At 64.1% G+C, this 21,016-nt stretch carries 20 protein-coding genes; 9 read left to right on the top strand and 11 right to left on the bottom strand.

All coding sequences use genetic code 11. The features are described from left to right. From KHC19_RS05110 to KHC19_RS05095, 4 genes are all read right to left on the bottom strand, one after another. Positions 1-190, bottom strand: a 190-nt coding sequence (locus tag KHC19_RS05110; protein ID WP_425514511.1) for a hypothetical protein, incomplete at its 3' end; no start/stop codon positions are given. Between the two features lie 71 nt (positions 191-261). Continuing rightward, a complete protein-coding gene (locus tag KHC19_RS05105; RefSeq protein WP_213351186.1) occupies positions 262-810 on the bottom strand; it encodes a carboxymuconolactone decarboxylase family protein in 549 nt (182 codons plus the stop codon). 131 nt (positions 811-941) lie between these two features. Then, on the bottom strand, positions 942-3,008 hold the full coding sequence (locus tag KHC19_RS05100) for a 2Fe-2S iron-sulfur cluster-binding protein (protein WP_213351184.1): 2,067 nt from the start codon (positions 3,006-3,008) through the stop codon (positions 942-944). A gap of 63 nt (positions 3,009-3,071) precedes the next feature. Continuing rightward, entirely contained in the window at positions 3,072-3,683 is a 612-nt protein-coding gene (locus KHC19_RS05095) for a glutathione S-transferase family protein (RefSeq protein ID WP_213351182.1), read from the bottom strand. A gap of 287 nt (positions 3,684-3,970) precedes the next feature. Here KHC19_RS05095 and KHC19_RS05090 point away from each other — a divergent pair, with 287 nt between their 5' ends. Both KHC19_RS05090 and KHC19_RS05085 read left to right on the top strand, forming a co-directional pair. Beyond that, positions 3,971-4,594 (top strand): isochorismatase family protein, encoded by a 624-nt coding sequence (locus KHC19_RS05090; RefSeq protein ID WP_213351180.1) that lies wholly within the window; start codon positions 3,971-3,973, stop codon positions 4,592-4,594. 178 nt (positions 4,595-4,772) lie between these two features. Then, a complete protein-coding gene (locus KHC19_RS05085; RefSeq protein ID WP_213351179.1) occupies positions 4,773-5,228 on the top strand; it encodes an SRPBCC family protein in 456 nt (151 codons plus the stop codon). Between the two features lie 223 nt (positions 5,229-5,451). Here KHC19_RS05085 and wrbA read toward each other — a convergent pair whose 3' ends face one another. The 3 genes from wrbA to KHC19_RS05070 all read right to left on the bottom strand — a co-directional run bounded on the left by wrbA (position 5,452) and on the right by KHC19_RS05070 (position 8,042). Next, positions 5,452-6,051: an NAD(P)H:quinone oxidoreductase gene (gene wrbA, locus KHC19_RS05080; RefSeq protein WP_213351177.1), complete on the bottom strand. Its 600-nt coding sequence runs from the start codon at positions 6,049-6,051 to the stop codon at positions 5,452-5,454. Between the two features lie 32 nt (positions 6,052-6,083). After that, positions 6,084-6,791 carry a nuclear transport factor 2 family protein gene (locus tag KHC19_RS05075; RefSeq protein WP_213351175.1) on the bottom strand — a complete coding sequence of 236 codons (708 nt, stop codon included), beginning with the start codon at positions 6,789-6,791 and terminating at the stop codon, positions 6,084-6,086. A gap of 270 nt (positions 6,792-7,061) precedes the next feature. Continuing rightward, positions 7,062-8,042, bottom strand: coding sequence for an alpha/beta fold hydrolase (locus KHC19_RS05070; protein WP_213351174.1), 981 nt, complete (start codon positions 8,040-8,042; stop codon positions 7,062-7,064). Positions 8,043-8,878: 836 nt separating this feature from the next. Between KHC19_RS05070 and KHC19_RS05065 the strand changes: the two genes are divergently transcribed. The 3 genes from KHC19_RS05065 (at position 8,879) to KHC19_RS05055 (ending at position 12,376) form a co-directional block, all read left to right on the top strand. Then, positions 8,879-9,856 carry an MBL fold metallo-hydrolase gene (locus KHC19_RS05065; RefSeq protein WP_213351172.1) on the top strand — a complete coding sequence of 326 codons (978 nt, stop codon included), beginning with the start codon at positions 8,879-8,881 and terminating at the stop codon, positions 9,854-9,856. Positions 9,857-10,111: 255 nt separating this feature from the next. Beyond that, positions 10,112-10,840 carry a LuxR family transcriptional regulator gene (locus KHC19_RS05060; RefSeq protein WP_246548256.1) on the top strand — a complete coding sequence of 243 codons (729 nt, stop codon included), beginning with the start codon at positions 10,112-10,114 and terminating at the stop codon, positions 10,838-10,840. A 321-nt stretch (positions 10,841-11,161) separates the two neighbouring features. Beyond that, entirely contained in the window at positions 11,162-12,376 is a 1,215-nt protein-coding gene (locus KHC19_RS05055) for an MFS transporter (RefSeq protein ID WP_213351170.1), read from the top strand. Between the two features lie 159 nt (positions 12,377-12,535). On the opposite strand, the gene KHC19_RS05050 is transcribed toward KHC19_RS05055, so the two are convergent. The 3 genes from KHC19_RS05050 to KHC19_RS05040 all read right to left on the bottom strand — a co-directional run bounded on the left by KHC19_RS05050 (position 12,536) and on the right by KHC19_RS05040 (position 16,490). Further along, positions 12,536-14,098: an MFS transporter gene (locus tag KHC19_RS05050; protein ID WP_213351168.1), complete on the bottom strand. Its 1,563-nt coding sequence runs from the start codon at positions 14,096-14,098 to the stop codon at positions 12,536-12,538. After that, entirely contained in the window at positions 14,085-15,287 is a 1,203-nt protein-coding gene (locus KHC19_RS05045; RefSeq protein ID WP_213351166.1) for an HlyD family secretion protein, read from the bottom strand. The genes KHC19_RS05050 and KHC19_RS05045 overlap by 14 nt, the downstream gene beginning before the upstream one ends. Positions 15,288-15,503: 216 nt before the next feature. Next, complete coding sequence (locus tag KHC19_RS05040; RefSeq protein WP_343207656.1) at positions 15,504-16,490, bottom strand: NADP-dependent oxidoreductase; 987 nt, start codon at positions 16,488-16,490, stop codon at positions 15,504-15,506. 127 nt (positions 16,491-16,617) lie between these two features. On the opposite strand from KHC19_RS05040, the gene KHC19_RS05035 reads away from it, so the two are divergent. Then, positions 16,618-17,541 carry a LysR family transcriptional regulator gene (locus tag KHC19_RS05035; RefSeq protein WP_213351165.1) on the top strand — a complete coding sequence of 308 codons (924 nt, stop codon included), beginning with the start codon at positions 16,618-16,620 and terminating at the stop codon, positions 17,539-17,541. Between the two features lie 192 nt (positions 17,542-17,733). On the opposite strand, the gene KHC19_RS05030 is transcribed toward KHC19_RS05035, so the two are convergent. Next, a complete protein-coding gene (locus tag KHC19_RS05030) occupies positions 17,734-18,255 on the bottom strand; it encodes a Dps family protein (protein WP_213351163.1) in 522 nt (173 codons plus the stop codon). Between the two features lie 400 nt (positions 18,256-18,655). Here KHC19_RS05030 and KHC19_RS05025 point away from each other — a divergent pair, with 400 nt between their 5' ends. The 3 genes from KHC19_RS05025 to KHC19_RS05015 all read left to right on the top strand — a co-directional run bounded on the left by KHC19_RS05025 (position 18,656) and on the right by KHC19_RS05015 (position 21,016). Continuing rightward, positions 18,656-19,489, top strand: a complete 834-nt coding sequence (locus tag KHC19_RS05025; protein WP_213351161.1) for an alpha/beta fold hydrolase — start codon at positions 18,656-18,658, stop codon at positions 19,487-19,489. Positions 19,490-19,596: 107 nt separating this feature from the next. Then, positions 19,597-20,634 carry a dicarboxylate transporter/tellurite-resistance protein TehA gene (tehA, locus tag KHC19_RS05020; protein WP_213351159.1) on the top strand — a complete coding sequence of 346 codons (1,038 nt, stop codon included), beginning with the start codon at positions 19,597-19,599 and terminating at the stop codon, positions 20,632-20,634. After that, the gene (locus tag KHC19_RS05015; protein ID WP_213351157.1) at positions 20,624-21,016 is read left to right on the top strand and encodes a nuclear transport factor 2 family protein; all 393 of its coding nucleotides are present in this window, start codon (positions 20,624-20,626) and stop codon (positions 21,014-21,016) included. Before tehA ends, KHC19_RS05015 begins: the two co-directional genes overlap by 11 nt.

The raw sequence follows: 21,016 nt of genomic DNA, 5'->3' as shown, positions 1-21,016 counted from the left end.
GCATACTCAAGGGGTCAACATTGGACGCCGATCGGGGGGCAACTTTGCAGGCCGTTTGACACCGCGGGCGCGCATCCTGCGAAGCGAGGGCGATGTTGGCGGGGGCGCGAACATTCCGATCATCTTCCGCGAGAGGAACTGTCTCGACGGTGGTCTGCGCGGCGAAGAAGGGAAGCGGCAGATGGAACATGGTGATCTCTTTCTCATCAATCGGGGGAGGAACGGGCGGCCGCGGAACGAGCGTGCCGCCCGCCCCTGACGTCATGCGGCCAGGCGATCGATGCGGGGGAAATCGATCTCGGTGCCGAGTGCCTCATTGACGTAGTTGGTGAACGTGTTGAGGGCGACGTGCGCGATGATCTCGAGGATCTCCGCGTCGCTGTAGCCTGCGGCCCGGACCGCATCGATCTCACGGGCTGCGACGGCGCCGCGCGAGACGACGAGCGCCTTGGCGAATTCGACGGCAGCGGCGGCCTTGGGATCGTTCGAGCTCCCACGGCGATTGGCCGCGATCTCGCTTTCGTCCAGCTTGGCGAACTTGCCGCCGGTGTAAGTGTGCGCGGACAGGCAATAGTCGCAGCCGTTCGCCTCAGCCATCGCCAGCGCGATCCGCTCGCGCGTGGCCGCGGGCAGCTTGCCCTTGCCGAGAGCGCCCTGCAGCGCGGTCCAGCCGCTCAATGCAGCGGGGCTGTTCGAGACGAGCCGGAAGATATTCGGCACGCGGCCGAGCTGCTTCTGCACGCCTTCAAGGATCGCGCGCGAGGCCTCGGGAGCTTCTTCGATGGTGGCAGGGGTCGGAATGTAGGACATCGTCTTGTCTCCAGTTGCGAGAGCGGCTGCTCTCTTCCCCCCCAAGATGATCCCGGCGCTCCTAAAGATGAACGCTGATAAAGAGGAAGGGACTATTGTTATGAGCGTATCAATGAGTGTTCGAACGCGTTTCAGAGCGCGAGCTGGATGCGGTTTTCCTGGTCTGACGCTTGCTCGGCCGGCACTGCGCAGCAGAGCAGCACCTCATCCGCCGCGACACTCGCGGTCGGCTCCTTCACGTAAGTCACGTCACCTTTCAGGAGCTTGGTCCTGCAGGTTCCGCACGTACCCTCGCGGCAGCTGAACTCGGGCTCCAGGCCGCGCGCTTCCGCAAGCTGGAGCAATGTGCCGGAGTCCGGCGTCCAGCGCGCTTCCTTCAGCGAGTCCATGAAGACCACAGGCACCGGCTTGGCCGAAGGCGGAGTGCGAACGGGTGGAGCGGCCCCGACATCAGCCGTGCGCTTCAAGGACGAGGGTCCGAACGCTTCGGCGTGGATCCGCTTGTCGGTGACGCTGTAGCTCCGCAACCCGTCATAGAGGGCCTGCGTGAAGGCCGGCGGCCCGCAGAGATAGAAGTCATAGTCGTTGAATTGGAGGAAGCGCGTCAGCAGGGCCATGTCGATGCGGCCGGAGGCGTCGTAGTCGATGCTCTCCTCGGCGCCGCTCGGATCGCTGAGAACCCGAACGCATTTCACCGCTCCTTGCGCGGCGTTCACGAGCTCGGAGATCTCCCGATCGAAGGGCCGATCCGATTTCGAATGTGCTGCCTGGACGAGGATGATCGGCCGCATCTTCTGCTTGCGAAGCCCCTCGTAGACGACGTGACGAAGCATCGCGAGCAAGGGGGTGATCCCGACGCCGCCGGCCATCAGGACCGCCGGCCTGGTCTCGTAGGGGTCGATCGTGAACTGACCGTCCGGCGCGCGCGCCTCGATCACGTCGCCCACGCGAACCTCGTCGTGAAGGTGGCATGAGACTGCCCCCTCGCGCTTGACGCTGATGCGATAGAGACCGTCAGAAGGGGCCACGGACAGCGTGTACGTCCGGATGACCGCTTTGTCGGCGCCGGTCGGTGTCACGCGGATCGGGAGATGCTGACCGGCGACATGGGGAAGCAGGCCCGCCCCATCGTCCGGTTGAAGGTGAAACGAGCGGATCGACGGGCTCTCCTCAACGATCTTCGTCACTTTGTAGGGCCGCCAGCGCGTCGCGAGCTCGGCTGCGTGGAGCCGGGCGGCAGCTTGGTCCCAATCACCCGTCATGAGCGAACTCGGGGACCAGCCATCCGTCCGGAACGACCAACGCAACGCCAGCGCGCCGGCGCGACGCAGAATACGGCGCGGCTGGAAGGTCCATAGTCTCTCGGCGCCTTGGAATGCGGCGATCTCCGGCGAGTCCAGGATCACCTGCACATCACCGGTCATTTGCAGCAGGTCGCCGGTCTCGTAGTCGACGAAGACGAGCCCCGCCTTGCCGTTGAGATGGATGTTCCCAAGGGTTGCGAAGAAGAGGTTTCCGTTGAAATCGGGCACCGTGAGGGTGCCATCCTCCGCGATCCGGACAAAACCCGCCTTGCCGCCGCGATGCGAGACATCGACCTGCCGGCGCTCGTCCCGGTCGGCGTATGTCGCCACGAAGAACGCATCCGCCGCCTCGATCATGGTGCGTGCCGGCGGATCGAGCTCGCTCAGATCTTCAACGACGCCCGAAAACCTCTGCGCGGGATCCCGCACGAAGTCGAAGTCGCGCAGCTGGATATAGCGAGGGCAGTTCCCGAAGCTCTGGTCGACGTCGACCCGAATTCCTGAATCGTTCAAGGCGACGACGCCGTTCATGCGATTGCGCCGCCGAGTGTGCATCTCGATTCCCAGAAGGCCGATGGGGTCCCCCTCGCGCATGCCTGCGCTCGCCGGGTCGCTGGGGTCCGCCTGCGCGGCAATGTCGAGCGCGGTCGGCGTCGGTGAGGTCATGAAGCCTGGCCTGCCGGCGAGCAGCGTCGCCCACGGATCACCGGCGGCGTCGACGCTGCCGAGCACGATGAACGGGAGCTGCGCGTAGAAGTCCCGATGTTGGTCGGGCATGTAGTCGCGAACCACGCGGCGGCCGACGATCTCCATCCGCTCGGCCACACCGACCTTCTCCTGGATGAATTTCTCACCCTCGTGCCAGGTCGACAGTTTCGTCAGCGTCGCGGTCATTTTTGATGTCCTATCTGGCACGTGGTTGCGGGCGCGCCGGCTGGCGCGCCCGGAAGGGACCCGTCAGGCGGCGAGGCCGACCGGCGTCTGGACGAAGGAAACGAAACCGGGGAGTGCCTCGACCCGGCGAAGGAACGCGTTGACCGCGGGGTAGCCCGCGAGGTCGACATTTCCCTCCGGCGCCCGGGCGACGTAGCTGTAGATGGCGATATCCGCGATCGTCGGATGGTCGGCGACGAGCCAGTCGCGCGCCGCCAGCCGGTCCTCGAGCCGCTTCAGCAGAACATGGGCGCGGCCGATGACCTCATCGGCATCGTATTTCGCGCCGAACACCGTGATGAGCCTGGCCGCCGCGGGGCCGTACGCCACCTCTCCGGCCGCCACCGAGAGCCAGCGCTGCACGGCGGCCGCGCCAGCCGGATCTTCCGGCAGCCAGTCCGCCCGGCCCGCCTTCTTGGCGAGATAGACCAGGATCGCGTTCGAATCCGAGACGACCACGTCATCGTCCTGCAGGACCGGCACTTGCCCGAAGGGGTTGAGATTGAGGAATTCGGGAGCCTTGTGCGCGCCGGCCTTCAGGTCGACCTCGACCAGGTCATGGGGCAGGCCGAGGAGCGACACGAACAGACGAGCACGATGAGAATGGCCCGACAGGGGGTGATGATAGAGCTTCATTTTCAGTTCCTGTGGCGTTGTGGACGGGCCAATTCCCGTTCCGCACCTCCAAACTGCTCTATCGTTCGTGCGACGAGAATGATTGACCTCGACACTTCATCATTGCGTTCGTCGGAATAATCATCTGGGCCTCGACCCCGAATTGCACCTCGCTGATCAACGTTCCGCAAACAGGAACGGTGAATGCCACTCAATGCAGCTAGTGATGAGAGCTAGAGGACGGCATCTCTGTGGGGCCGAACAACTTCGGCTTCGAATTGCTCACCCCCACTCGGAAAGATCAGATCATGTCCTACGATCGTCTCACAGCCAGCAATGCTGCAGTTCTCTTCGTCGACCACCAGACCGGGCTTGCCAACGGCGTGACCACGCAGACCCCGGTGGACTTCCTGAACAACGTCAAAGCGCTCGTGACGATCGCACAGATCTACAAGCTGCCGACCGTCGTCACCACGAGCGCGCACGACGGCCCGAACGGCCCCATCATGCCGGCGGTCGAACAGGGTCTCCCGGACGCGACGATCGTCCACCGCCCGGGCGAGATCAACGCCTTCGACAATGCCGACTTCGCTGCCGCGGTGAAGAAGACCGGCCGCAAGAAGCTGCTCATCGCCGGCATCTCGACGGAGGTGTGCCTTGCGTTCGCGTCGCTGTCGGCCAAGGCCGAGGGCTATGATGTGTACGCGGTCCTTGACGCATCGGGTACCTGGAGCAAGCTGGTCGAAGATGCTGCGATCGCTCGTATGGTCCAGGCGGGCGTCGTGCCTATGACCTGGGTCGGCGTCGGCGCCGAGCTGCTGCACGACTGGCGCTCCGAGACCGGCCTGGCGCATGGCAAGTTGATGGGCGACTATCTGCCGTTCGCGGGCAACAACACGACTGCGTTCTTCGCCGCGAAGGGGCAGAAGTGAGGCGCACGGCGCTGGCCGTGTCGCTCGATGACGTGGAAACCGGGCCCGCAGCGATTGTGCGGGCCGCCACGGCGACCAGATTGCGGTTGATACGGTCCGCCGTTTCGGCGGGCCGTTCGATAAGGCAGGCGCGGCGTTCGAGGCCCGGAGCCTCTCGTCGCTGACAGGAAGCTTCAGCATGTACACGCTCTCTTTTGCCGTCGAAGTAAATCCCGATGGCGTCTCACCCGCGCTCACCGCCGAGCAGGTCTGGAAGGGGCTGGAGATGAAGGCAGAAAATGCAGTGCCTTTCGTCCCCGGCATGACTCGCTGCGAGGTGATCGAGCGCAAGGGCAACACCTTGCTGCGCGAGATCACGGTGCCGGGCGGCGACTTCACCGAGCTCATCACCTTCTATGCGCCGGTCCAGGTCCAGTTCGAACGGGTGGGAAGCGGTGGGTTCATCGAGAACACCATCAGCGAAAGCGAGCGCGGCTTGCTGCTCACCTTCACCTTCGGCCTGCCCTTCCCCGGGACCGAACCCGGTTCCCCGGAAGAGCGAGCGAAGGGCGAAAGCATGCGCGAGAGTTACATCGCCGCGATCGACGCCACGCTGAACAAGGTCCGGGAGCTCGTGAACGCTCACGAGATCTGACGGAGTTCCCCGACACCTTCGGGCCCCCGCGATTGGAACCATCGAGCGCATTCCGCCCGCCCGCGGGTGGCGTGTGCGCCGATCGCTGCCGTGCATGTGTCGGTTCAAAACCTGGTGACGATCGTGCCGACGTTCGGAAGGCGGAGAGGCGAGGGCTGATGTGTCCTTCGCGGCGTCGTGCCGAACGTCATCTTTCCCTCGTTCGGGAGCTGTCGGCCGAATGTTAGCCGTGCAGCTTGATGGTCGTTTCAGCGATGCGGCGACCCTGGTAGCGGGCGCCCTCGAGTTCCTCCTGGCTCGGCATGCGGCTGCCATCCGAGCCCGAGATCGTCGTCGCCCCGTACGGCGCGCCCCCCACCACATCGTCGAGCTTCATCTGGCCGGCGTGGCCGTAGTCCAGGCCGATGATCACCATGCCGAAATGCAGCAGATTGGTGATGATCGAGAACAGGGTGGTTTCCTGACCACCATGCTGGGTCGCACTGGACGTGAAGGCTCCGCCGACTTTGCCGTGCAGCGCGCCGCGCGCCCAAAGCCCTCCGGCCTGATCGAGAAAGGCCGCCATCTGGCTCGACATCCTGCCAAAGCGCGTGCCGGTGCCGACGATGATCGCGTCATAGTCGGCCAATTCCGCGATTGCGGCGACGGGAGCGTCCTGGTCGAGCTTGAAATGGGCGGCCTTCGCGACTTCGGCCGGCGCGGTCTCGGGCACGCGCTTGATGTCCACCTGTGCGCCTGCGGAGATGGCGCCTTCCGCCACCGCCTTCGCCATCGCTTCGATATGGCCGTAGGAGGAATAGTAGAGGACCAGAACTTTCGCCATCATCATATCTCCGCTGTAGGTTTTACGTCGCGTCACTTGCCTTCTGCAGGGTCGAACATCGCGCCGGAAGCACTGCCAACCTCCTGCTGCAGGACATCCCAATGCTCGGCGAGCTTTCCGTCCTGGATCCGAAATAGGTCGACGACGATCTGCGGGGCGGGCGCCCAGCCGCGAATTCGGCCATGGATCGCGACCATGTCTCCCTGCGCCAGAACGATGCCGGGCTCGTAGAAGACGGACTTGTCGAGGTTCTCGACGATCGCACGGAGAGCTTCCCGACCCTGAGGGATCATTGGATTGTGCTGTCGGTAGTCAGCTGCGTAGAGCCGCTCGACCGAACCTGCGTCATGGCGCTGAAAGAGCGAGGTCATGGCGTCGATCACAAGCGCCTTGTTCCGGTGAGGCGAGTGATCACCTATCGCGCCAGCATTTCTGCGGACCGTCATTTTCCCTTCGTTCCGCAGAAGCGTTCCGTCAGGCAGCGTCGCGTAAGAGTTCACGATGCCCGCGTCGAAGTTCTGCACGTTCACCACGGTTGCGCGGTCGGCCTCCTGCCAACTCACCGCGAAGAGGTTGTTTCCGAGGTCGACGACCTGTGTCTCGACGGTCTCCTCGCGAGCGAACGGACCATCCGCGATCACGAAGCGGATCCTGTCGATCGCCTCGAGGTGGAGCGTCACGCTGAACATCGGATATGCGACCTCGACGACAAGTCCGACGGGATAGCTAGGCTCACTCATTCCAAAGCTCCTGTTCGGGTGCTTTCGAGATTGCGATGACGTTGATCGTTGCCCGAGCCCGGCCGCCAGGAGCCCGCAGAACCGGCCCCACCCAAATCGAGGCGAGGCCGGCCGCTTGGTGATGCTCATCACGAGGGGCGCCCGCCACGGACCGAGCTTTCTCTGAGACCCAGGGAGGTGCGCTTCCCCTCAGGCGGGCGCGAGCGGCGACCTGCGGTGCTCGACCGGTCGATCGTCGCTCGCTCCAGCGGCTGAGGCCGATCGACACGGTCAGCGTTTGGCGACTTTTCGATCGAGGAAGCTGCGGATCAGGGGGGCCATTTCGTCGAGCTTGTCTTCGAGCGCGAAGTGGCCCGTGTCGAGGATGTGGACCTCGGCATTCGGAAGATCGCGCTTATAGGGATGCGCGCCTTCCTCGGGGAAAATCTTGTCGTTCTTGCCCCACACGATCAGCGTCGGCGGCTTGCGCTCGCGGAAGAACGCCTGGAACTGCGGATAGAGCGGAACGTTCGTGCGGTAGTCGTAGAACAGGTCCAGCTGGATATCCTTGTTGCCGGGCCGATCGAGACCCGCCTGGTCGATCACCCAGTTATCGGGGCTGATGCGCGAGAGGTCCTTGACGCCGTCGGTGTACTGGAACTTGGTCGTCTCCAGAGCGACCAGGCCCGAGAGCGCCTCGCGGCTCTTTGTCGTGCCATCGGCCCAGTAGGTCTTGATCGGGTTCCAGAACTCACGGAGGCCTTCGTCATAGGCGTTGCCGTTCTGGACGATCAGCCCCGTCACGCGCTCCGGATGCTTGAGGGCCAGCCGGTAGCCGACGGGAGCGCCGTAATCCATCACGTACATCGCATAGCTCTTGGCGCCGAGCTGCCCCATGAGCGTGTCGACCATGTCGGCATAGTGCCCGAACGTGTAGGCGAACTTGGCGTGGTCGGGGGCATCGCTTTGGCCAAAGCCAGGATAGTCAGGCGCGATGACGCGGTAACGATCGGCGAGCAGTGGGATCAGGTTGCGGAACATATGCGAGGATGTCGGGAAACCATGCAGGAGCAGGACCACCGGGCCATTGGTCGGGCCGGCCTCGCGGTAGAACATCTTCACTCCGTCGATCGTGGCGCTGCGATAGTGAACCGTCGCCGGCGCCTTTGCCGTCACGGCCGGCGGGGCGGCATGAGCCGCGATCGGCGCCAGGTTGAGCGCAGCGGCACCGGCAGCTCCGGCAAGCAACAACGAGAGAGCAAATCGATTCATGGTCTGACTTCCTTTTTGGGAGGGCGCTGGGGAGGGCTTTTGCCTTCGCGATCAGCAGTATCCTTTCAGCGGATTCGATTAATCGGTGAAATGAGGAAGGGATTATTCCTGTCAGAGGAATAACGGACGCTGGCGCCCTGAGGAGGCTCTTCCATCGCCGGAAGGGGGTGCCTCGGCGGGGCACGCCGCGCTGAGCTGTTACTGCCTTGGCAGTGCGCGCTCCGTGGCGGACGGCCGTGATGGCCGGGCGCAGGTGCTGCGGAAAACTCCGCCCCTTCCGATGTTTCGATTACGGTCATCGAGACATCGCAGGAGAGGCGGCGCATATGGCTTCGCCGAGAATGCGGGAGCAACGACAGGCGCCGCCATGGAACGCCGGCGCGAGCCGCTGCGCCCTTTTCGATGTGCCTCTCGTGACGAGGCCGCGCGCACGCCGCTCGCAGGGGCCAGATAAATGCGCGGCCGGCAGTCGTGTGAATAGCCTGTTCATCCGGCCCTGACCATTGAGGCATCAGGCTTTACTTATGTCGCGTTCAAATCCCTCTTTCTTGAAGCCTCGTGCTTCAATTGGACCTCGGTGTTCTCCGGGGCGCAGCGCATGCGACGAACCGCGCATGTTCGCGCGAACGATGGCTTCTGATCCGGAGCTTACGCATGCGAATGCCCGGCCGGCGGTCGCCGTCGCTTGGTCCGCGTCATCTTTCCAGATTTGAGAGAATAGCTCTCAAATTCCCACAATATTTGTCCGCGTGTGGAAGCTCTAACATGACGTGTGGGTGTGCACGGCTGATGGGCGACATCGCCGCAGGCTCGCCCTGGATCAAAAGGAACAAGCCATGAGCGACCCATCTCGCCGCGCCTTTGCGCTCGGCCTCCCACTCAGCGTCATCGGCGCAAGCACTCTGTCTCTCGTCGCCGGGGCGGGCAGCGCTGCTGCCGAAAGCGCGGTGACGCCCGTTGCCCCCGTCGCCCCTCTGGCTCAGATCAAACTCGGTCGGTTCACCGTCACCGCCTTGGCGGACGGGTATACGGACATGCCGTACAACTACTTCCCCGGGCGCACGCCCGAGCAGGTCGAACAGGCTGCAAAGGCGCAGTTCGTCGGTCGGCCGAGCGGGGTCCGATTTCTGTTCAACCAGTATCTCATCGATGACGGTGAGCGCCGGATTCTGATCGATACCGGTCCGGCCGGATCACTCGGGCAGTCCGGCATGCTCCCGAAATCACTCGCGGCGCTTGGTCTTCGACGCGATCAGATCAATGCCATCATCGTCACGCATATGCATCAGGACCACATTGGCGGGCTCGTGGTGGGCGGACAGAACAACTTCCCCAATGCTGAACTCTATGTCGACCGTCGCGACGTCGCTCATTGGACGGATGCCGGTAAACGCAACGCGGCCCCCGATTATCTTCAGAACAGCTTCAAGCTATCTTCCGACGTGGTTCGGCTCTATCCGCGGCTTCAGGCGATCGACGGCGAGCGGGAGATCACGCGCGGCGTCTCCATCGTGGATCTGACCGGGCATACACCGGGCCATATCGGCGTGCGCATCGAAGATGCCGGACAGAGCCTGATCATGGTCTCGGACATGGTGTTTCCGGTGGTCCATCCGGAGGGGACCGACGTGTACTTCCTGTTCGAGCAGGACCGGGCGGCGGCGAAAGCCATGCGGGACCGCTTCTACCCGCGCGCGGCATCGGAACGGGCGCTGCTCGCGGCGACGCATATGGCCTTCCCCGGGCTCGGTCGCCTCGTTTCCGACAGAGGAACGCTGCGTTGGCAAGCCGCTGAGTGGGCGTTCCAGAGCTGATAGCGCCGACGGATCTATCGCGGGGTGGGCCTCACCGAAGGCGGGCGCCTACCCCGACCGCACGCATGGACCCGATAGGAATTCGAACGCCAGGCGGGCAGGGCGCCCTCGGGAGCGCCGCCATGGACGGATCCAAAAAGCCGAATCCGTCGCCGCCCCTGGTCGAAACCGCTCCACAGCACAGGCGTGTGTCCGATTGCGCGGCGCTCTTTCGCCGACCGGAGTGATGCCTTTGCGCTGAGATGGAACAAAGCATTGGAAAGGGCTCTCGAGCGCACTTGGCGCGTCATTGAGGAGATTGAACGATCAAGCGGCCTGATCGATGTCGAGGACTGCCTCGTCGATGTAGCTCGTGATTTCGGCCTGACTTGCGTCTTCGGTGGGCTCGTTCCCTCCGCGCCCATGGCGCCGGCGAATGTCCGCGAAAGGACGTTGTTTCAGCGCCTCCCGGCGGGTTGGGCCGAGCGCTACAATGGTCGCGGATATCTCTTCCGCGATCCCATCTTCCATCGCCTTCAACATGAGCGCGTGCCGTTTTCATGGGAGGACGCTTATGGCTCCTGCGAGCGGACCGACGACGTCAGCCTCATTCGCGGCGAAGCAAGCGAATTCGGACTGCGGGCGGGGTATGTCGTTCCCATTGCATTGCTCGGAAATGGACTTGCGGCGATTTCCTTCGGCGGAGATCGCGCGTCCCTGGACCCAGCCGCGACCTCCGCCTTGGGGTTTCTCGCGAGCTATGCGATCGGCCGCGCGCTTCAGCACACCTTCGTTCGAAAGCGATCCCTCGGCAGTTTGACGGTCCGCGAATACGAGTGTCTCCAATGGGCCTCCGAAGGAAAAACCGACTGGGAGATCGCGATAATACTCGGGATTTCACGCCCGACGGTCACCAAACATCTTCAGGCGATCCGAGAGAAGCTCGGGGCCGTCACGAAGGGACACGCCATCGCTATCGCCTTGCGCAACAAGATTCTGCGATGATGGGCCTCTCGCTCTTTGCTCTTTGGTGCCGACGACAGGTCGAGCGCCGAGATCTCCATCACATCGAGGGCTCTTCCACGACACGAACGTCCAAAGCGAGCGCGAGCTTTCAAGAAGCGAATCTCGGTCGCATGGATAGTGCTGCCTAGGCCAGCTCCTCGTGGGGTCGTTCCAGCCCGGACTGAAGGGTGAGTTTGCGATCTTGCTGCGTGCCCGCGTCCGTCACCGACCCTGGCGACGGCTCCGCCCCTGTCGTCATGATCCTCCTCAGCCTCTCAGCGCGTCGGCTCGACGGGGCCCCATCGAGATTGCGATAAGTAGATGAAGCCTCTGGCCTCGACCCATTCGGTGACTGCGCTCGAGAGCGAACGCAGAAGCCTTCTCCGTCTCCTGGTAGCGGCGACCTTCGTCGTTTTCTTCCAAGGCTACATGGTCGCGCCGATCATTCCGCAGCTGTCGAAGGTGCTTCACACCTCGGAGCAATTCACCGGATTGATCGTGCCGGCCTATTTGATCCCGTACGGGATCGCTGTGCTCGTCTATGGTGTTCTCGCCGACCGGATTGGCATCCACCGGGTGATGCTGGCGTCGCTGGCGGCGTTCTCGGCCTTGTCCATCCTGACGGCGACCGCACAGACTGCCGAGCAGCTCCTGCTATTTCGAATTGCCACCGGCATCGGGGCGAGCGGCGTGGTGCCTCTCGCCCTGGCACTGGTCGGACGGCTCTATGTGTTCGAGCAGCGCGGCAAGGCACTCGGCTGGCTCTTCGGCGCGATGGCCGGCGGCATGGCGTTCGGCTCGCCGCTCGGCTCCCTGCTCGAGCCACACCTCTCCTGGCAGGGACTGTTTCTCGTGGTTGGTGCGGCAGGTTTCGCTCTCCTTCTGATGCTGTTTCCCCGTCGCGATTTTATCGCCACGGCAGCACAGCCGGTCATGGGATCGGTCCGAGATGTCGTCGCGGGTTACCGGGAATTGCTCGGACCATCGCGGGCGCGGCGCACCTATGCTTACGTCTTGATCAATTCGATCTTTCACTCCGGCGTCTTCACCTGGCTCGGTCTCTATCTGGAGCAAGTGCATCATCTCGATCCGACCGGCATCGGCCTCGCACTTCTGGGCTACGGCGTGCCGGGTTTCCTGCTGGGACCGGCCATCGGCGCCGTTGCGGATCGGTGGGGCCGAGCACGACTTATCCCCGCCGGCCTGTTGATCGGCGCGGGCGCCGCGGCGCTTCTGACCTTGCCGCTTCCCGCAGTCGCCATTCCGCTTGTCGCCATACTGCTCTCCCTCGGCTACGACATGACCCAGCCTCTCTTTGGGGGAATCGTCACAACGCTCGGCGGCAAGCGCGCCGGCCAAGCCATGGGTCTGAATGTCTTCACCCTCTTCGTGGGCTTTGGCCTCGGCAGTCTTGCCTTCGGCGCGTTGCTCACCTTCGGCTTCGTCACCGCCTTCGCCATCTTTGCCGGCGTTGAGCTGCTGATCGGAATCTTCGCTTTCGCGCTGTTCCGCGGGGAGCGGCCGAAGCATCCGTGAGACGGGGCCGCGGTCGACGCCCCCTTGATCGATCGAATCCATATGGCCTGCTCGCCATGTTGCACGGCGGCGGCCGCCAAGGTTGAGGGGCTCCGCGCGCCTGACCCGGCCGCGAAAGGGGACCTTGCTCCGAGCGTGGTGGTCGCGCCGGCGAGAGAGCTACCCAATTTGCCGGTGCGTAAAAGGCCCGGGTTTGGCGCGGCCCATGCAGGCCACGAGGACCATGCCGACGATGGCAACCCAGAAGGCCAGACGGAAGGCGTCGATATGCGCCAGGGTATAGGCCTCCCGCTGGACCATTGCAGCAAGAGTGCCGAGCGCGCGACCGTGCGCAGCTGCTGCACCATGGCTTGCGTACATCGAGGAGAGGCCGGCCAGAGCCTGCGCCACCGCCCCGTCACCAGCTTCGAGATGTAGTCCAATCAGGTTCGAATGCACCTGTTCCCGCACCCGTACGAAGGTGCCGAGCAAGCTTGACCCGTTCTCGGTGCCGAGCAGCCGTATGATCTGGATGTAGGCGACGAAGGAGGTTGCCTTTGCGGGGTCTGAATTGGCGAGCCCATAGAGGACGAGGGCGAGAAAGCCGAAGGATTGACCGAACGCCTGCAATAGGGCGACCGCCACGAAATTGCCGGGCGCCCAGTCGTGCGTCATGCCTGTGGCAAGCCAGGCAGCCAGTGCGAAACTGGCCAGGCCCGACATCAACACCGCCCGCGCATCGACCCGCTTCAACACAATCAATGCCAGCGGCATCAGCACGACCATGGGCAGGGCCACGGACAGCAACAGCAGTTCGCCGGTCTGTTCGGGTCGCAATTGCCGCACGACGGTGAGAAAGTTCGGCAGAACCAAGCCGTTCGATGTGCCGACGAAGGTGAAACAGAAGGAGGTCGCGAGCAGCAAGGCGATATTGCGGGACATCAAGACCCGGGTGCTCGCCCAGGGGTCCGCCACGACCGCTTCGTTGAGCAAGAAGCCGGCGAAGAGGACCGCGCCGCCCACCAGCAGCGATACGACGACACCAGAATTCAGCCAGTCGAGCCGGTTGCCCTGATCGAGCGCGACATAGACCATCGTGAGTCCAACGCCGAACAGGATCATGCCGCCCCAGTCGGCCTTCGCGAGGAGGGCTCGATCGACTTTGACACGCGGCGCGCCGAGCCAGGTCAGCAACGCCATGATCGGGGCGAGCACGACATCCTGCCAATAGAGCCATTCCCAGCCGAGTTGCTGGGTGTAGAAGCCAGTCAAAAATACGCCAGCGTTCAGCGTGAAGCCGGCGCGCAACACGTAGATCGCGACGCCGGCGGTCCAAAACCGCATCGGCAGGCTCCGGAAGATGATCATCAGTGCCGCCGGGACGAAAGCGCCGAGGAGAGCACCGTGCAGCGCATGCAAGACCAACAACGTGGGATAGTCGCGGGTCAGGGGGATCAGCAGCGAGACAGCGGCGTAAACCAGGGCGGGACCGATCAGCATCCGGCGCAGACCGAACACCGCGACCAGCCAAGGGATCGCCGGCGCCACGAGCATTTGCGGCGCCATCGCCACCGTCGAGAGCCATGCCCCCTCATCCGGATCGAGGCCCATGGCGCCACGCAAATCCGGCAGACCGATGCCGAACAGGCGAGTGTGGAAGCCCGCGATGAAGCAGCCCAGCAGCACGGCCGCGACGGCGAGCGAAGGGATGGGGGCGCGGCCTCCGGCTTCACCGGGTTGCATCGGCCTGCTCCTGGCGCGCGGCCTCCGCAATCGGGCCGATGTGGATGCGCGTCACGACCGACATGCCGGGCCGCAAACGCGCCAGCAGCTCCTGGCCCGGCTCGAACGCGATGCGCACGGGGATGCGCTGCACGACCTTCGTGAAGTTGCCGGTGGCATTGTCGGCCGGCAGCAGCGCGAACTGCGCGCCGCTGGCCGGCGAAAGGCGCTCCACATGACCACGCAGGGGCGTGCCTGGAAACATGTCGACCGCGACCTCGACCGGCTGGCCCGGCGCCACATAGGTCAGTTGGGTCTCCTTGTAGTTCGCGACCACATGCACGTCCGGCAGCGGCACCACGGCGATAAGGTTGCTGCCGACGGTCACATAGTCGCCGGCCTGCACCTGGCGTTCGCCGACCACGCCATCCACTGGCGCTACGACGCGGGTATAGCCGAGCTTCAGGCGCGCGGTTTGCAGAGCTGCCGCGGCCGCCTGCACCTCAGCATCGCGTTGCACGCGCTGGCCTTCCAGCACGTCGATTTGGCGACGCTGCGCTTCGACCGCCGCAAGGCTCGCTTGGGCCGCCGCCTGTGCGGCTTGGTGATCGGCGGTCGCTGTCTCGAACCGCTGGCGAGTGCCGAAGGTCGAGGCCAGCAGGGCCCGCTGCCGCTGCAGCTCGAGGACCGTTTGCTGCTCCCGCGCTTCCGTTGCTTTGGCCTGCGCCTCAGACTGTGTGACGGCAGCGCGCTGCAATGCGATCTGGTTGTGCAGGTTGTCCCGAATGGCACGAGCCACTGCGACGCCGGCCTCTGCCTGAGCCACCTGCGCCTCGTAGTCCTCAGGTGCGATCTCGACCAGAACGTCGCCTGCCCGCACCAATTGGAAGTCCTGCACCAGCACGCGATGGACGTTGCCGGCGACCCGAGCGCTGAGGCGCGTCAGTTCGGCGCGGATAACCGCATTGTCGGTTGCCTGCACACTGGCCGAACTCTGCCATGCGTCCCACCGGATGACAGCGAGCGCTATCAGGCCGCAGACGGCAAGCAGGCCGCCCACCGGAATGGCCAGTCTCCGCAGTGGCCCGCCCGCAGCCGGCGCCGTCGCGGGGGGTTCAGTCGGGCCGGGCGCTGCGTTTAAAGGTTGGACGATAGGCGCCGCAGGGGTTGCTTCCCTCAACAAGGCAGCCTTGTCGATGCTTTGGTTCATCGGAATCTCCTCGACTGCTACCCAGGAGTCGGCTGTCTCAAACCGGGCAGGTTTTGATGCCTTCAGATGATGCGGCGCGGCAGCTGTCGCGATAATCCGAGAAGCGGAAGAAGGATCATCAAGCCTGGCGGGATAATCCGGCGGCTTGCATCGCGACCAGTCGCGTGAAAATGCGCATCTCAGACAATGCCGACGATCGAGGTCGAAACAGAACCGCTAGGTGCCGATCCGCAGGACAATCTTTCCGCGGGGATGCGGCCGCGCTCCCTCCATCATCTCATGCGCAACGCGCACGCCGGCGAGTGCGAGCACGGCGCCGATATGTGTCGAAAGCTCGCCGGCGTCGATCATCGCGGCAATGCGAGCGAGGCGCGCCGTGGTGACCTCGGCGACGAAGAAGAGCGCTCTGACCCCGTAGCGCGCGGCCTCTTCCTGATCGGGTGCGGATACCGTCGATACCAGTACGCCACCACGCTTCAGCAGGGAAAAAGAACGGCGCCCCGCGCCGCCGCCGACCAGATCGACGACGGCATCGACGTCGCGAGCCGCTTCCTCAAAGCGCGGGCTGCGCGCGTTTATGACGACTGAGGCACCGAGGCCGCGGACATAAGCGGTATCCCCATCGTCCGCCGTCGCGATCACGCGCAAACCCGCGCGTGCCGCGAGCTGCACAGCGAACGCTCCGATATTGCTGGCGGCGCCACGAATGAGAACGCTCTGACCGGCTGCGAGATCGGCATGGTCGAACAGCGCCTGCCACGCAGAGACCGCTACCACCGGGATGGAAGCCGCATCGATGAAATCGAGCCGCCCCGGCTGCTTGGCGATCATCGCGGTCGAGGCGACGGCGTATTCGGCGCAGGCGCCGGTAAAGCCGGGATTGGAGACACCAAACACGGCATCGCCAGGCGTGAAATTCGCCACGCCAGGTCCCACCGCCGCGACGACGCCGGCAAGCTCAGAGCCGAGGGTCAACGGCAAAGGCGCGGACGGCGAAATCCTGCCCGCGCGGATCCACGCATCCAAAAGACTCACGCCCGCGGCCTTCACCCGAACCAGGACTTCGCCCTCGGCGGGATGGGGCCGCTCTACGACGTCGAGATCAATGACCCCTGGGGGCCCATAGCGGTGGATGCGAGATGCCGTCATCAGATTGCGAACGTGCGAGATGGGCCGCCGCGGCGTGAGAATGGAGACGTCCACCAGAGCTCCTTCCTGCCACACAGCCGGCGGCGCTTGCTCTCAGGAAGGATGCGGCGTCGCCGTGCGTGTGATAATTCCCGGAGTATTGGAAGGATCATTTGTCAGGGGCGGATAATCCGCAGAGTTCATGGATAGGCTCACCAGCCTGATTGCGTTTGGCCGCGTCGTGGAATGCGGCGGCTTCTCCGCTGCAGCGCGGCGCCTCAACATGTCGGTCACGATGGTGAGCAACCATGTCCAGGCGCTGGAGGATCGCCTCGGTGCACGTCTGCTCAACCGCACGACACGCAAGGTCAGCCTGACCGAGGTCGGCAAAACCTATTACGAGCGCTCCAGCCAGATTCTGATCGATCTTGACGATGCGGACCGAATGGTGGGCGCTCTGCACGCGACGCCGCGCGGCACGCTCAAGCTGCACACCAGTTTGCACATCGTCCCGTTCCTGGCGCCGGTCATCGACGAGTTCCTGACCCTTTACCCGGCGGTTTCGCTGGATCTGGTCGTTGGCGACCGGATGGTCGACCTCATCGAAAATGACCGCGATCTCGCGATCTGGACCGTGTCGCCACCGGATTCCAGCCTGGTGTCCCGGCGCCTGACGCCTTGGCGCCACATCCTGACCTGCGCGCCGGCCTATCTCGAGGCACACCCCGCGCCCACCCGAGTTGCCGACCTCGCGCACCACAACTGCCTGCGATACGTGTTCTACCCTTACGGCGATGATTGGCGTTTCGAGGGGGCAGGCGGCAAGCCGGAGACCGTTCGAGTCACGGGCAACGTCCTGACCAACAGCGCGGAGACCCTTCGCGCGCTGACCTTGAGCGGTCGAGGCATCATGCTGGCGCCGAGCTTCATGATCGCCGGCGAGATCGCGTCCGGCGAGCTCGTGCGGCTTCTGCCGGATCACCGACCGGTGGAATTTGCGATCAACGCCATCTACCCACACCGCCATCACCTCTCGACCAAGGTGCGCAGCTTCATCGATCTCGCCGTCGAGCGCTTCGCCGAGCATCGCAAATGGATGACCGCGGGTGCCGGGGACGAAGAGTAGATCCCCGACGTCGCTCGGCGTGGTCGCGCCCTCGGCCCGATCGCGGAGAGGCCTTACACGACGGCTCGACCGCCCGATTGCGCCATCATGCCACCGGACCGTTCAGCAGTCGTGACGACCTATGTCCGCTCGAGCTATCGGTGGGCCAGCTGGTGCGCCACGGCCCGCTATGCAGCGCGCCCTGCGACGCACTCAACCGTCTCGGCGGGTGGTTTCAAACAGGAACCAGTGCCTGCGCTCGGCTTCGTCGATCCAGTTTTCCAGCAAGCTGGCGCTCGCCACATCATTGTGCTCGTCGCAGAGCTCGTGCGTCTCGCGCATCAGGGCAATCAGCAGCTTGTTGTCCTCGCGCAGCTCGGCGAGCATGCCGTCCGGCGTGACGAAGTCCGCGTCGTTGTCGGAGATGCGCTGGAGGCGTGACGCATGGCCGATGGAGCGCAGCGTCGTGCCGCCGATCTTACGAGCACGCTCGGCAATCTCGTCCGTCATAGCGAAAATCTGAGCGGCCTGTTCGTCGAGCAGGAGATGATAGTCCCGGAAATGCCGGCCCGACATATGCCAATGGAAATTCTTGGTCTTGAAATAAAGCGCGAACACGTCCGCGAGCAGCGCCGTCAGAGCGGCCGCGATATCCTTGGTGGCATTCGCCCCTAGGTCGGAAGGCGTGTCGAGAGCGGCATGCTTGCGATCACTGGCGGCACCAATATTCGACATAGATCGATCCCTCTGATGGTTCGGCGCAAGTGGTCGCTGGCCTCCGAGGAGACGGCCGAGCATCCCATCGTGCCGATGTCGATTGCAGCATCCTTCGATTATCGGATCTCGGGTCGCATCCTGTTCAATCTGGGATAGTCAGGCGCCGTTGTCGGGACCCGTCAGGACCGCGCAGATCCGCATGTGCAATTTCATGCCAGCGCGTCAGCGGCTAGTCTACCCTTCCGCGACGCCCTCGGGCTCGAAGCGACATCAACGTACAAATAAGGTGCCAAGCTCCAATACTTCGGAACCGCGTCGGCTCCACCATTCACGCCTAGGCCCCACCAAAATCTAACGGGATCGCGAGCCGCTGCCGCGCGCGATTCTATGCTTGCGTGATACTCAATCGGAGAGAGTAATGACCGATTTCCTGACGGTTAGCGATGGAACCGAGATCTTCTACAAGGACTGGGGCCCGCGGGACGCGCAGCCCATCGTGTTCCATCATGGTTGGCCGCTGAGCTCCGACGAGTGGGATCCGCAGCTGATGTTTTTCCTGTCGCAGGGCTTCCGGGTGGTTGCCCATGACCGGCGCGGACACGGACGCTCGTCGCAGACCGAACGCGGCACCGATATGGACACGTATGCGGCGGACGTCACCGCCCTCGTCGAGCATCTCGACCTGAAGGGCGCGGTGCATATCGGACACTCGACCGGCGGCGGCGAAGCAACGCGGTACGTCGCGGGGGCGAAGCCGGGCCGGGTGGCAAAGGCGGTTCTGGTGGGCGCGATTCCGCCGGTCATGCTGAAGTCGGAGAAGAACCCCGGCGGCCTTCCCATGGAGGTGTTCGACGGCTTCCGGAAGGGGCTTGCGGCCAATCGCGCCCAGTTCTACCTCGACGTCGCCAAGGGGCCCTTCTATGGCTTCAACCGCCCGGGCGCAGCCATTCAAGAAGGCACCGTCCAGAACTGGTGGCGCCAGGGCATGGAAGGCGCGATCAAGCCGCATTACGACTGCATCAAGGTCTGGTCGGAGACCGACTTCACGGAGGACCTGAAGCGGATCGACGTGCCCGTGCTCGTCATGCACGGCGATGACGATCAGGTCGTCCCCATTGCGGATTCCGCGCTGCTGTCGGTCAAATTGCTGAAGCAAGGCGAGCTCAAGGTCTACAAGGGGTACCCGCACGGAATGCTGGCGACCCAGGCCGACGAGCTCAACGCCGACATCCTCGCCTTCATTCGCAAATAGCCCGGGAAACGCACCGGCACCCGCCTCGGATCAACAGAAGGGATAAGTCCGGTGCGAACTTCCCACGAGCGACAGCGTCCCACAAAAGTCGGATACCGAGGTTTCCTATGACGGCATTTCGATCAATCCCGATCGTGCCGGCCGGGTTCTTCGGCATCGTGCTGGGCCTGGCGGGCCTTGGTGGCACCTGGCGCGCCGCCCATCAGGCATGGGGACTTCCCGAGGCCTTCGGTGAAGTCATCATGCTTGTCGCCGCGGTCGTGTGGGCGGTCTTGCTGGTGCTTTACGTCCTGAAATGGTTTGCCGCGCCCGACGCGGCGCTGGCCGAGATTGCTCATCCCGTCCAGTGCTGCTTCGTGGGCTTGATCGGCGTCGCAACCATGCTCGTGGCTGGCGGCGCCGCGCCCCATGCGCACGCCTTTGCCGTCGCGCTCTACATTGTCGGCTTTGCCGCGACCATTGGGTTCGCGGTTTGGCGCACGGGCGGACTCTGGTTCGGCGGGCGTGATCATAGTCACACCACGCCCGTTCTGTATCTGCCGACCGTCGCGGGCACTTTCGTCGCCGCGGCCGTCGGAGCCGTGCTCGGGTTTGCCGATTGGGGGCAGCTCGCATTCGGCGCGGGGCTGTTCTCCTGGCTCGCCATCGAATCCGTCCTGCTTCATCGCTTGCTGACCGAGCCAGGCATGGCGAGCGCGTTACGCCCGACGCTCGGCATTCAACTCGCGCCTCCGGTCGTTGGTGCGGTCGCCTTGCTCAGCGTCGCGCCCGACGAGTCGACCTTCTTCGCCCACGCCCTGATCGGCTACGGTCTCCTGCAGTGTCTGGTGCTCCTGAGGCTGCTGCCTTGGATCATGGAAGAACGGTTCACGCCGTCGTATTGGGCCTTCACCTTCGGCGTCACGGCTCTCGCGACCGCTCCACTGCGTCTCGTCGCCCAAGGCGATACGGGTGCGATGACGGTCGTCGCCCCGATCGTGTTCGTCTTCGCCAATGGCGTCGTCGTGCTGATCTCGGCGTTCACCGTCGTTCGCGCACTCGAGGGGCGCCTATTGCCGTCCAAGGGAGGGCAGCACGAAACCGCCAAGCCAGCTGGCGGATCTGAAATGCCGGATCACAACGGAGGGAAGGCCTATGAGCGTTGAGGTGAAGGAAGCCGCCGAACCCGACTATGATGCGATCCTGCGCGCCAATGCGCAGCAGGTCTTCAGCGAACGCGATCCCGCCGCGCGGCGCGACGCACTTGAGCGGCTCTGGATGCCGGATGGCGTCCTGTATGAAGCCGGCCATGTCGTGACCGGCCTCGACGAGATTTCAAAGGCCGTGGGCGCGCTTCTTGATACGCTCCCCCAAGGCATGACCTTCGCACCTGCCGGTCCCGCCGTCGGCCATCATGGTCTGGGACGCCTGAGGTGGCGAGCGCTCGATGGCAATGGGCAGCCGGCACCCGTTTCGGGAACCGACGTTGCGATCTTCCGGGAAGGCAAGATCGATCAGCTCTACGTCTTGCTCGACCCAAACGAATAG

It is taken from the genome of Ancylobacter oerskovii, assembly GCF_018390555.1.
Lineage (GTDB): Bacteria > Pseudomonadota > Alphaproteobacteria > Rhizobiales > Xanthobacteraceae > Ancylobacter > Ancylobacter oerskovii.
Note: the sequence above shows the minus strand (reverse complement) of the source record. Positions and strands in the feature narration are given on the sequence as shown.